Genomic DNA, 12,546 nt, shown 5'->3' with positions numbered 1-12,546 from the left:
GTTTATTTTATTGTTAAAAGAGTGTCTTTTAATATTTTTCTTGAAAAAGGCAATAAACTTTTTTCAGAGTTATCTTGTAGTTTTTTCCATAATTCTTTATTGTCATATAAGTTAATTATGGCATTTGCAAACCCCTCTTTGCTATCTTCAATCAAAGCATTTTCATTGTTTGTTAGATGCATTCCTTCAGCACCTATTGATGAGGTGACAACAGGTAGGTAATATTCAAAAGCTTGCCCAATTTTTCCTTTGACACCGGCTCCATATCTTAGTGGCGCAATCATAAATTTATTCGAAATAAAAAAATTGTCAATATTTTCAACATATCCCCAAAAGATAAAATTTGGGTGATCAATATCCTTTATTTCATTATCTACTGACCCAATAATATTTACATTTAAGTCAGGGATTTTATTCCAAACCAAAGGCATTATTTCGTTATATAAATAATAAAGAGCATCTACGTTTGGTGTGTGTGCAGAACCTATAAATAAGACATCTTTTCTTTCCTCAAATGGCAAAGTTTTATCACTATTTATTTTTGGATAATGAATATTTGAAATCGTTATTATTTTATTTTCATCACAGACAGATTTCATATAGTCCTCTTCAAATTTTGAAATAGTGATAACATAATCGGCTAATTTTGAGGATTTATATTCTAGGTTTTTGTAGCGAATGTATTTTTTTCTGAACGATATTTTAGTAGGCTCCAGCTCAATAGCTCTTTTGTATCTTAAATGATGAATATCTACCATGTCATAAACGAATTTAGCCATTGGAAATATTTTTTTAGCTACTTTATAAAAATCAATGAATTCCATTGGACTGTGAAACCAGGCAATAGATGCTTTTATTTTTTGATCGAGTAGATATTTTTCGAAACCCGTAAATTTTTTGTGCTCATAAAATACATTAACGCCCAATTTTTCATAAGCAGAAATGTAATTATTGTCTTTGTAAACAAATTTGCATATTAATGTTACGTGATAATCGAGTTCTATATAGCTGGTTATTATTTCTTTCAGTCTGTTGGAACCAGAATCTTTATCATATTCAGGAATTATTCCATTAAAAAAGACTATCGATTTATTTTCGTATATTTCTTGGATTCTACCTTCTATGGTAGTCTCTTTTATTTCTTGAAGCTGTTTGCTCCATTTCGTTTTGAATTTTTCTGAATTGGTTTTAAAAAGAGCATCTTTTTTTTCGTTTTGGCCTAAGACTTTATTTTTAAGAGAATTGTAAGTTGTTCCGTTGTAATGTACTACTTCTGAAAATGGAGTGTAGTATATTTCTTTTTTTTGTATATATTTCAAATTGAAACAAAAGTCAGTCTCTTCAAAATATGCTGGAGCAAATTGTTCGTCAAATAAATTAAGATTCCCATTGTCGTCCAATTTCTTAAATAGCAGACTGCAACCGGAACAATAATCTACTTTTACAATATAGTTTACCTCAGGATAGAACGTTTTCTTATTCGTAACAATTTGCCTAATATTAAAGTCCTTCATGAAAACTGAGCCCGCTTCTTGAAGACTCCAGTTTGGATTGATTAATTTTGATCCAACAGCACCAACATTTTTAAAATTCTCGAATACATAAAATAATTCTTTTAAAAAATTCTCCTGTACTTCAGTGTCATTGTTTAGGATATAGATGTACTCTCCTTTGGCTAATTGAATCCCTTTATTAATATTTTTTAAAAAGCCTAAATTCTCATTGTTTCTATGAATTGAAATGCCTTTTATTAAAGAAAAGTCATTTTTTTCAGTACTATTGTCATCAAATAACAAAATCTCAAAAGGGATTTCATTTGTCAAATATTTGTTTAAAAAAAGGAGGCAATTCCAAGTGTAAATCTCTTCATTATAAAATGGGATTATGATAGAGACTTTAGGTCTGTTAGATGAATCAAAGAACAAAGGTACTCGGTTTAATTCATCCAAAGGTTTAACCACTATTTTAGAATTCTCTTTTTCAAGCTGACTAACGCGTCGAATTCTTGTTAAATAATGTTTTATTTTTTTGGTGATTTTCATTATACTGTTATTATTTTTTGTTCTGTTTTTAATGATTTACTTATGGGAGCTCCGCTTAATAATAAAAGGAAAAGAGAACGGTTTTTTAGTTTAAAAACACTACTGATAAAGTACTTTAATATCAGGTAAATTAAAACGATTTTATATCCTAAGTAACCATAGTGTTTTCTTAATATATAGAGTAATGAAATTTTTAATTCTTTTTTTATCGCAATCGATTTTTCTGTGCTGGCACCATGTAAATGAATAAATTCAGCTTCTGGAATTAAATAGGCATATTTAGTTTTTTTGGCTAATCTTAAACATAAATCGGTTTCCTCATAGTAAAGAAAGATTGTGGTGTCAAAGCCACCAATTTCATTAAAATCAGTAGCTCTTAAGAACATAAAACTACCAGGTATAAAGTTAACTTGTATTGGAGCAGAATATCTTTTTTTTCTTTTAGGATGTTTTTTAGGATTGATGAATTCAAGGAAATTTCTACCAAGAATTTCCCTTGATGGTGAAGCAAAATGATCTAGCGAAATCATAAAATCTCTATTCTCTTTATATGCTTGAGCGCCAGCAATTCCAATACTTGGATTATTGTCTAAGGCGGTTTTAAGAATTAATAAGCAATCATTTAAGAATAGAGTGTCGTTATTAATAAAGGCATAATATTTTGCATTTGTATAGCGGAGTGCAAACATATTTCCTCCGCCAAAACCTGTATTTATGTTGCTTCGGTGGAGTTCAAGATTAGAAATAGATATACTATCACAAAAGGCTTTAAGGGCTAAATAATCTTCCTTTTTTGAGCAATTATCGGTTATGATAATTTGATAGTTTATTTCCTGGGAAGTCTTGTTTATAATGGATTGAATACAATTTATAGTATGTTCACTAGAATTATAATTAATTAGAATTATGGCTATGTCAAACATGTTATAAATATTGGTTGATTCCTTTTTCGATGAAAGTTAATTTTTTTTCGGTTGTTTGTTTTAAAATTTCATCATTAATGTCAAGTTGGCTCCTTGATTGTTCTTTGTGATAGATATGATAGGCAATTCCGCAATGTTTTAATCTTTTTCCTAGTATTCCAACATTATGCATGCGTTGTATCATTTCTGAATCGTCAATTCCCCATCCAACTAAGTTTTCATTAAACCCATTGATTTTTATAAAATCGTTTTTCCAAAAAGACATATTACATCCTCTTAATTTAGAGGAACGCTTAGTAACACTTTTAGAAAAACGCATTAAAAATGGTATTCTGATAGTTCTTCCTCTTTTTTTAATTCCTTTAGAAAGTAAGTTGAATTGAATCGTTTTTTTTGAAAATAATTCAGTTAAAAAGCTTTTTTTTATATTAACACGAGAACCAAATAGATAATGACCTTTTTTTGCAAAAGTTAAATGATCTTCTATGAAAAATTTGTTCATTATAATGTCTCCATCGATTTCAATAATATAATCACATTTTGCAGCAGCAATGGCTTTATTCATTATTGCTGGCTTTCTGTTTCTGATATCTTCGTGCCAAATATGAAGTAACGGTACAGGAAATGTTTTTTGAAATTCGGATATTATTTTTTTTGTATCTTCAGTGGAACCGTCATCAGCTATAATTACTTCGTTTGGCAAAACAGTTTGTTCTAATATGCTAAGAAGTAATAAGTTTAAAGCTTCGGGCCAATTATAGGTAGGAGTGACTAAAGTACAACTCGGGTAAATCATAGGTTGAAATTTGAGCAAAATTACATAAAATATTTGAAGTCTAGAAAGCAATACCTACTTTTGTCTACCTAACTATTTATTTTCATGAAATATATATTGTCTCCATCTGTTAAATCCATAGAAAATCAAATCTTAATTTTTATATCTGAATTCAAATACAGAGGGCAACTATTTGGCGATGGAAAAAGAAATACTATTAAGTTATTTGAAATTGACGGAAGAACAATCAATATCAAGTCATTCAAAGTACCCAATTTGATTAATAAAATTGCCTATGCTTATTTTAGAAAATCTAAGGCAAGACGTTCTTTTGAATATGCGACTCTTTTATTGAAAAAAGGAATTGGTACACCAGAGCCTATGGCATATCTTGAAAATTACAATTGGATAGGTTTAAAAGATAGTTATTATGCAAGCGAACATCTTCAATGTGATTTGACGTATAGGGAGCTGGTGGAAATTCCAAATTATCCTGATCATGAAAACATCTTACGTCAATTTACTAGGTTTTCATATAACTTGCATCAAAAAGGTATTGAGTTTAAGGATCATTCTCCCGGGAATACTTTGATTAAGAAAGTTTCTGAAGATAAATATGAGTTTTTTTTAGTCGATTTGAATAGAATGGAATTTCATAAATCGATGTCTTTTGAATTGCGAATGAGAAACCTTTGTCGATTGACACCTCTCAAGGAAATGGTAGCCGTGATGAGTAATGAATATTCAAAATTGTCTGGTAAACCAGAGAATGTAATTTTTGAAACACTCTGGAAATACACGTATGATTTTCAAGAAAAATATTATAGAAAAAAAAGAATAAAGGCAAAAATTAAATTTTGGAAGTGAGAAGTTAATTTTGGCTCCAAAGTTTTTTTAATTCTCGGTATCGAACAGTAATGGAATAGGCATTAAGGTAGCATATGATAATCCCTTTTTTACCATCAAGAATCCCTAACCTAATTACATAATTGTAAATGAAATTATAGGTGGGATGCAAAAGTTGATGCAAAAATGTAGGCTTAATTTTTTTTATGAATTTTTCTTTCGCTTTAAATTTCCCATACAAAATAATTTTCTCTTTGTAGTCTCGGTAGCTTGCATAAGAATAATGTATTAGTTTGTTTTTTAAAAAACCGATTTTGCCGTTTACTATTAATTTTTCATGAACGAGTCTTCTTTCGTCATATCTTACAAAATTTTTATCAAAAAGGCGAAATATTTTATCGGTCTGATTCCCGCTATATTTTAATATTGTATTCTCGAACATAAAAATTCTTTCAAAAAAGTAAGCAGAATAGTAATGGTTGTTATGTAACGTTTCAATAATTTCGTTCTTTAATTCTGGTGTTAACCGCTCATCAGCATCAAGAAATAATATCCAATCGTTTTTTGATTGTGAAATAGCAAAATTTCTTTGTTTGGAGAAATTTTCAAATCTATTTTGAATGAACTTTACTTTAGAAAATGATTTTGAAATAATCTCAGTATTATCTGTACTAAAGGAGTCGACAATTACTATTTCATCAGCAAAATCAAGATCAGATAAAAGAGCATTTAAATGTTCCTCTTCGTCTAAAGTTATGATTAGTACTGATAATTTTTTTGTGAGACTATTCGTTTTCATTTTTGATAGTTTACGGATCTTGGGCTCAACCAAGTCTGTTTTTTGGTGGCATTATAATAATAAAGACAAAGATTTCTAAGAATGTATTTGTTTGTTTTTAACTTTAAATTTAAAAAAAGAAATAAGCTTAAAAAAGACAAAATAATTTTTTCAGAAAGAATTCCGATTATTAGTAAAAAGTGCGATATGTTTTTATTAAAACTATTAAAATGGTTGTTTATATATACGTGATTAGAAATGATAACTTCAGTTTTGCTGATGCACTCTGTTTCAAAATCAATTCTTGATGCTCCTCCGTGCTCATGAAAAATTGTTACATCTCGAGTCACTGCAATTTTGCCTTTATTTTGAGCTATTTTTTTACAAATAGCTACATCTTCAAAGTACAGCCAATAATCGTCATCCCATTCGTTAACTTTTTGAAACCAATCTTTACTTATAAAAATCACTGAACCAGTAACCCAATCTGGGTAAAATAAATTGTCATGAGTGTTGAATTTTTTTTGTAATCTTTTTTTATTGAGTTTTCTATAAAAAAATCTAGTTATTCCTAAGACTTGAGTAAAAGAAGGGAAAATCTTTTTTTGATTAAAATAATGATTTTTTTTATCTATTTGCAAACATGATAAAATTCCTATTTCGGGATATTTTTTGTAAGTTTCATAGAGGATGCTTAGAGCATTAAGAGAAATTGTTGTATCGGTATTAAGGAAGAACAGATAGCTTCCTTTTGCATTTTTTGCACCAATATTGCAACCATTTGAAAAACCAGTATTACTATTGTTTTTGATAAAAATAAAGTTTGAATATTTGTTTACGAAATGGTCAAACAGTCCATCATTTGAAAAATTATCTACAATTATAACTTCAAATTTTAATTTTGGAGAGGTTATTTCTGAGATTGAATCTAAACAGACTTCTAATGGCTTCCAACTACGGTGGTTAACAATAATAATTGAAATGTCCATATAATATTGATGAGATTATTATTTTAGATTTAAGAGGTGTGATTTTAAAAAGGTATAATTAAAAACAAGTATATATAAACTCAATTTTATATACTAACTAGATTTTGTTCCAAGAAGAACTTAATCTGTTCCTTAAATAATTCTGGAGGAAATTGTTGATATACTGAAAATGCATTTTTCTTTATTTCATCATGGTGAACATCAACAATTAACTCGGGTTTGAAATCGTTAATATGAACTGATATGTTTTTTAAACCGTCTTCAAAAGTAGCCCAAATTTTCTTTTCTACAAAAGGGGAGAAAATCGTAAAGGAAGGCTTGTTTAATGCTTTGGCCATATTTATCGCTCCACCATCATTTCCAATAATTACATCACATTGGTTCATTATAGCAATGAACGATCTTAAATCGTCACCTAATAGGTCAAAATGTATTTTTTCTTGAGTGTCTTTTGAACAGGAATTGTATATTTTCTTGGCATCTTCAATCTGATTTTGAAAATAATTGAAAAGAATAGTCACATCGTTATTGTTAGCAACATAATCAACAACTCTAGCCATGTATTCTAATGGATATGTTTTGTTTTCCTCACTTCCCAACAAGCTTATCATTATGATTTTGTTGTTTTTGTTTACTCTATGTTGTTCAAAAAGAGAAAGAGTGTCCTCATTTTCTTTATCACTTACAAATAATTTTGGGTATGGATCTATTATGTTTTTATCAATGTTAAATGGTGCCAATAATAAAAGTCTATTTTCAATTGCAAGACCGTAGTTAGTGTTTTTTGTATTGTCAAACCGCTTTAAATTATGAGTGTAAAATAAAGAGGTGTACCATTTGTGATAGGCAACTTTTATATTAGCACCAGTAAATAAGGTGATTAGATTTGTTTCTAATTTATTGTAAACATCAATTACGGCATCGTATTTTTTGGCTCGAATTTCAAAAATAAATTTAAATAAAGAAAAGTAGGATTTTCTAACTTTATGGGATAAAACAATTACATTGTCAATGTTTTGATTTCCAATTAGTACATCAACGCTATTCGCATAACACATGAAATCTATTGTAGAATTAGGGTATTTTTTTTTTAAGTTATTGCAGATAATTGTACTAATCAATACATCTCCAACTCTTTTTTGTTGAATTACTAAAAACTTCATTATAGATAGGGTTAATTATAAAAAAAAAATTACTTTTGAGGGTTCAACAAAACTACAAAAAAAATATCTAAATGTCTAAGTTGCCCATTTTAATGTACCATAATGTTGTTGAAGATGACGCTAAATCTTTAAATTTAAATATTTCCATATCGAAATTAGAATCACAATTTAAATTTTTACACGATAATAATTATACAACATTCCATTTCAAGGATTTAGAAAAATTAGAAAAATTACCAAAAAAAAGTATTATTCTTACTTTTGATGATGTTACCGAATGTCAATTAATATATGCAGTTCCTTTACTTAAAAAATACCAATTAAAAGCTTCTTTTTTTATACCATTTTCTTTCGTTGGAAATTTTGATTATTGGATTGAAGGGAAAGAAAAAATAATGAGTGTAGAACAATTAAAAGAATTGGATAGCAATTTTATTGAATTAGGTTATCATTCATTTGAGCATAAAAGATATAGTTCATTGTCTAAAGAGGAATTGGAAATTGATTTTGTAAAGTGTAACGATTTTGTAAAAGATAATCGATTAAATATAAGACCTATTTTGGCATATCCTTTTGGGAACTATTCTAGAAAAAAAACTGAATTTGGTGTTTTTGAAAAAATAATGCGTGAAAATGGAATAAAATATGGTTTAAGAATAGGGAACAGAGTGAATGATTATCCGTTTAAAAATAATTATTTAGTAAAAAGAATAGACATAAAAGGAGAAGATAGTTTATTTAAGTTTAGATTAAAGTTAAGAATAGGAAAGCTAAAATTATTTTGAAAACAGCGCTTCTGTAATGAATATAATCTGAATGGATGGCAATTGAATATCATCGAATATCAAAATATTATAGTAGCCTATCTGTAAACAATGAATTAGATGATATGGTAATTACGGACTCAAATAGAAAAACAAATATTATCTACATATGAAAATTAGTGGACTAGTAATAACCTATAACGAAGAAAAACATATAGGAAAATGTATTGATGCGCTTTTTAGAGTGTGCGATGAAGTAATCATTATAGATTCACTAAGTACTGACAATACAATAAAAATTGCTGAAGAGAAAGGAGTAAAAGTTATATCACAAAGTTTTTTGGGAGATGGACCTCAAAGAATTTTCGGGCTTCCTTATTGTAAAAATGATTGGATTTTAAATCTAGATGCCGATGAGATTTTAGCTGAGGATGCTGAAGAATTTATTTTGTCTGGAAAGTTTGAAAACCAGAGTTTTGATGCTTATGCGTTTAGTATGTATAATTACATGGGCAATAAATTAATCGATTTTTCGGGCTGGTATCCTGATAGAACTGTACGTTTTTTTAATAAAAAAACGGCTTCTCCATCAAAAGATATGGTTCATCAAAAGGTTTTTGGGAAAAATAAAATTAGTGTAAATGTTCATATAAATCATTATGCTTGGGAGAGTCTGGGGCAATTAATTAATAAGAAAAACTTATACTCTACTTGGCACGCTCAACAACTTTATGATGATGGAAAAAGAGTTAATAGCTTTAAGCCAGTTTTAAATGGGTTGACTACTTTTATAAGATGTTATTTTTTTAAAAAAGGAATATTTAATGGCATTGATGGAATTACTATTGCATTAATTCAAGGTTTTTTTACTCATATGAAATATGTTAAACTCATTCAGATTCAGAATAAAAATAAAGAATAATTCTAAATTTTTGTAGTTCTAATTTTTTAAATTATCGCTAAATAAAAAATTCCAAATATCTATTTTAATAGAGACTTGGAATTTTTTTATTTAAGTATCAGGATTTTTACACCGCTACATCATATTCGCGTAAAGCGTTATTCAAAGATGTTTTTAAATCAGTAGATGGCTTGCGGGTTCCAATAATTAATGCACAAGGCACTTGGAATTCACCAGCTGCGAATTTCTTGGTGTAACTTCCAGGAATTACTACTGAACGAGCAGGAACAAAACCTTTCATTTCAACAGGAGTATCACCTGTAACGTCAATAATTTTAGTAGAAGCAGTCAAACACACATTAGCACCAAGAACAGCTTCTTTACCTACGTGAACACCTTCAACAACGATACATCTTGATCCAACGAATACACCATCCTCAATAATTACAGGAGCAGCTTGCAAAGGTTCTAAAACACCTCCAATTCCAACACCACCACTCAAGTGTACGTCTTTACCAATTTGAGCACAGCTTCCAACAGTCGCCCAGGTATCTACCATTGTTCCGGCATCTACATAAGCTCCGATATTTACATAGCTTGGCATCATGATTACACCGCTAGAAATGTAAGCACCATAACGAGCAGATGCTCCGGGAACTACACGAACTCCTTTTTCAGCATAATCTCTTTTTAATAACATTTTGTCATTGTATTCAAAGATTCCAGCTTCCCAAGTTTCCATTTTTTGAATTGGGAAATACATTACAACGGCTTTCTTTACCCATTCGTTTACTTGCCATCCATCACCAACAGGCTCGGCAACTCTCAATTTTCCTGCATCTAATAATGCTATAACTTCTCTGATGGCATCAGTTGTTGTTGTCTCTTGCAATAAAGCACGGTTTTCCCAAGCTTGTTCTATTATTGTTTGTAATGGATTCATATGAAGATAATATTTGTTTTTTTATTGGTCCCGATAGCTATCGGGGGGTATCGCCATTCTACCTGCATTTTTGATTGGGAATCATGGCAATTTTATTTTTGATGGATTCTTGGCAAAGATACCATTTTTAACCAATAGCAAAAAAGAGAATTTGTATGGAAAATGTTATAGATTTAACTTGTGGATGTTTAATTGTCTTAAATTGGGCAAACGAAAAAAAGGCAAGGTGTATAATACGACTATTCCTTTTTTCTTGTTGTTCAGAATTGGGAAATTAAAATAGTTACCTTTGATAAAAAAATAAAATGCCAAGAATACTCTCTATAGATTACGGACAAAAACGTACCGGAATAGCCGTTACCGATGAATTGCAAATTATTGCTTCGGGCTTGACTACGATTCCATCGCCAACTGCAATTGCTTTTTTGAAAGATTATTTTGCTAAAGAAAAAGTCGAAGCTGTTCTTATTGGCGAACCCAAACAAATGAATGGTGAACCTTCTGAAAGTGCTTCAATAATCAAAGGTTTTGTTACTCATTTCACCAATCATTTTCCAGATATGAAAGTCATTCGTGTAGACGAACGTTTTACTTCCAAAATGGCTTTTCAAACAATGATTGATAGTGGTCTCAGTAAAAAACAGCGTCAAAATAAAGGCCTTATCGATGAAATTTCAGCCACTATTATGCTTCAGGATTATCTGAATAGAAAATAGCAGCCTTAATTTAACAAACTGTTATGTCTTTTTGGTGTTTTGTAACCAAAAAATAATTTTTTTTTGTGGTTTTTAGAGTTAATTTTGCAACTTCTTAAAAAAACACAAAAATGTCCGATACAACAATACGATCCAATTCAGATGTAGTTTTAATTGGAGCTGGAATAATGAGTGCTACTCTAGGTTTAATTTTAAAAGAATTACAACCTGATTTAAAGATAGATATTTACGAAAGATTAGATGTTGCTGCCGCAGAAAGTTCTGATGCATGGAATAATGCAGGGACAGGACATTCCGCTTTTTGTGAACTTAATTATACTCCAGAAAGTGCTGATGGAACAATAAATCCAAATAAAGCAATTAGTATTGCTGAACAATTTGAGGTTTCAAGACAGTTTTGGGCTTATTTAGTTAAAAACGGAAAACTTCCAACTCCAGAAGATTTTATAAAAAGTATACCTCATATTAGTTTTGTTTGGGGTGATAAAAATGTGGAGTTTCTAAAAAACAGGTTCAAAGCTTTGCAGCCAAATCCTCTTTTTGCCGAAATGATTTTCAGCACTGATGTTTCTGAATTGCAAAAATGGATGCCTTTAGTAATGGAAGGCAGAAACCCAGATGAAAAAGTAGCGGCAACTTCAACGAAAATTGGGACCGATGTGAATTTTGGAACATTAACTAGAAATATGTTGGGATATTTGACAAAATTGGATAATGTTGCTATACACTACAGCCATGAAGTTAAAAAATTAAAACAGCGAGAAGACAAATCTTGGAGGATAAAAATCACTGATTTGGCTTCCGGTCAAAAGAAAAAAGTATATACCAAATTTGTTTTCATAGGTGCCGGTGGAGGTTCATTGCCATTATTGGAAAAAGCAAATGTACCCGAAGGAAAAGGATACGGAGGTTTCCCTGTTAGTGGTCAATGGTTAAAATGTACTAATCCCGAAGTAATAGCAAAACACCAAGCTAAAGTATATGGAAAAGCTAGTGTAGGTGCACCACCAATGTCTGTTCCTCACGTTGATACCCGAATGATTGATGGAGAGAGAGCATTACTTTTTGGACCGTTTGCAGGATTTTCTACGCGATTTTTGAAAAATGGTTCTTATTCAGATTTACCGTTGTCCATAAAAGCAGATAATGTAATTCCGATGATTGTTGCTGGTTATAAAAACATCCCCCTTACGAAATATTTAATTGAGCAAGTGCGTCAATCTCCAAAAGATAGAATGAATGCCTTACGCGAATATGTTCCTGGTGCAAGAACCAAAGATTGGAAACTGGAAAGGGCTGGACAAAGAGTTCAAGTTATTAAAAAAGACGAAGAGTTAATTGGAAAATTGGAATTTGGTACAGAAATTATCAATACAAATGATGGGACTCTGGCGGTTTTATTAGGAGCTTCCCCTGGAGCCTCAACCGCAGTTTCTATTATGGTTGAGTTGGTAAGCAAATGTTTTCCAGACCAATTTAATTCTCCAGAATGGCAGGAAAAAGTGAAAGCTATGATTCCTTCTTTTGGCCAGTCTTTAAATGAAAATCCAGAGCTATTGGCAACTATTAGAAACAATACAGCCGAAGTTTTAAAATTAAACTAACGGTTCTATTATTAATTTTTGGAGCAACAGCATAAGGCTATTTTAGTCACATAGAACCTGCTCTACACTATATCTTTGCTTTTTTAAAGAAAAAAGCAAAGG

General features: G+C 30.2%; 12 protein-coding genes. 5 read left to right on the top strand and 7 right to left on the bottom strand.

The window, feature by feature from the left end; genetic code table 11:
• Positions 1–2 precede the first annotated feature (2 nt).
• The 3 genes from KZH69_RS09850 to KZH69_RS09840 are packed head-to-tail and all read right to left on the bottom strand — an operon-like array spanning position 3 to position 3,761.
• Positions 3–2,042 (bottom strand): glycosyltransferase, encoded by a 2,040-nt coding sequence (locus KZH69_RS09850; protein ID WP_219317272.1) that lies wholly within the window; start codon positions 2,040–2,042, stop codon positions 3–5.
• Positions 2,042–2,965, bottom strand: coding sequence for a glycosyltransferase family 2 protein (locus KZH69_RS09845; RefSeq protein WP_219317271.1), 924 nt, complete (start codon positions 2,963–2,965; stop codon positions 2,042–2,044). The genes KZH69_RS09850 and KZH69_RS09845 overlap by 1 nt, the downstream gene beginning before the upstream one ends.
• Before the next feature lies 1 nt (position 2,966).
• Positions 2,967–3,761 (bottom strand): glycosyltransferase family 2 protein, encoded by a 795-nt coding sequence (locus tag KZH69_RS09840; RefSeq protein ID WP_219317270.1) that lies wholly within the window; start codon positions 3,759–3,761, stop codon positions 2,967–2,969.
• An 84-nt stretch (positions 3,762–3,845) separates the two neighbouring features.
• On the opposite strand from KZH69_RS09840, the gene KZH69_RS09835 reads away from it, so the two are divergent.
• The gene (locus KZH69_RS09835) at positions 3,846–4,607 is read left to right on the top strand and encodes a Kdo domain containing protein (RefSeq protein WP_219317269.1); all 762 of its coding nucleotides are present in this window, start codon (positions 3,846–3,848) and stop codon (positions 4,605–4,607) included.
• Positions 4,608–4,611: 4 nt separating this feature from the next.
• On the opposite strand, the gene KZH69_RS09830 is transcribed toward KZH69_RS09835, so the two are convergent.
• The 3 genes from KZH69_RS09830 to KZH69_RS09820 all read right to left on the bottom strand — a co-directional run bounded on the left by KZH69_RS09830 (position 4,612) and on the right by KZH69_RS09820 (position 7,516).
• A complete protein-coding gene (locus KZH69_RS09830; RefSeq protein ID WP_219317268.1) occupies positions 4,612–5,385 on the bottom strand; it encodes a glycosyltransferase family 2 protein in 774 nt (257 codons plus the stop codon).
• On the bottom strand, positions 5,382–6,353 hold the full coding sequence (locus KZH69_RS09825; RefSeq protein ID WP_219317267.1) for a glycosyltransferase family 2 protein: 972 nt from the start codon (positions 6,351–6,353) through the stop codon (positions 5,382–5,384). The genes KZH69_RS09830 and KZH69_RS09825 overlap by 4 nt, the downstream gene beginning before the upstream one ends.
• Positions 6,354–6,439: 86 nt before the next feature.
• On the bottom strand, positions 6,440–7,516 hold the full coding sequence (locus KZH69_RS09820; RefSeq protein WP_219317266.1) for a glycosyltransferase family 9 protein: 1,077 nt from the start codon (positions 7,514–7,516) through the stop codon (positions 6,440–6,442).
• A 71-nt stretch (positions 7,517–7,587) separates the two neighbouring features.
• Here KZH69_RS09820 and KZH69_RS09815 point away from each other — a divergent pair, with 71 nt between their 5' ends.
• Together KZH69_RS09815 and KZH69_RS09810 are read left to right on the top strand one after the other, a co-directional pair.
• Positions 7,588–8,301, top strand: a complete 714-nt coding sequence (locus tag KZH69_RS09815) for a polysaccharide deacetylase family protein (protein ID WP_219317265.1) — start codon at positions 7,588–7,590, stop codon at positions 8,299–8,301.
• A 148-nt stretch (positions 8,302–8,449) separates the two neighbouring features.
• Positions 8,450–9,202 carry a glycosyltransferase family 2 protein gene (locus KZH69_RS09810; protein ID WP_219317264.1) on the top strand — a complete coding sequence of 251 codons (753 nt, stop codon included), beginning with the start codon at positions 8,450–8,452 and terminating at the stop codon, positions 9,200–9,202.
• 106 nt (positions 9,203–9,308) lie between these two features.
• Here the strand turns inward: KZH69_RS09810 and KZH69_RS09805 are convergent, their stop codons facing one another.
• Positions 9,309–10,124 carry a 2,3,4,5-tetrahydropyridine-2,6-dicarboxylate N-succinyltransferase gene (locus KZH69_RS09805; RefSeq protein ID WP_219317263.1) on the bottom strand — a complete coding sequence of 272 codons (816 nt, stop codon included), beginning with the start codon at positions 10,122–10,124 and terminating at the stop codon, positions 9,309–9,311.
• Between the two features lie 305 nt (positions 10,125–10,429).
• Between KZH69_RS09805 and ruvX the strand changes: the two genes are divergently transcribed.
• Positions 10,430–10,840, top strand: a complete 411-nt coding sequence (gene ruvX / locus KZH69_RS09800) for a Holliday junction resolvase RuvX (protein ID WP_116797640.1) — start codon at positions 10,430–10,432, stop codon at positions 10,838–10,840.
• A gap of 110 nt (positions 10,841–10,950) precedes the next feature.
• Positions 10,951–12,444 (top strand): malate:quinone oxidoreductase, encoded by a 1,494-nt coding sequence (locus KZH69_RS09795; RefSeq protein WP_219317262.1) that lies wholly within the window; start codon positions 10,951–10,953, stop codon positions 12,442–12,444.
• Positions 12,445–12,546: the final 102 nt, after the last annotated feature.

The sequence above is a fragment of the Flavobacterium taihuense genome, from assembly GCF_019351435.1.
Taxonomy (GTDB): domain Bacteria; phylum Bacteroidota; class Bacteroidia; order Flavobacteriales; family Flavobacteriaceae; genus Flavobacterium; species Flavobacterium taihuense.
Note: the sequence above shows the minus strand (reverse complement) of the source record. Positions and strands in the feature narration are given on the sequence as shown.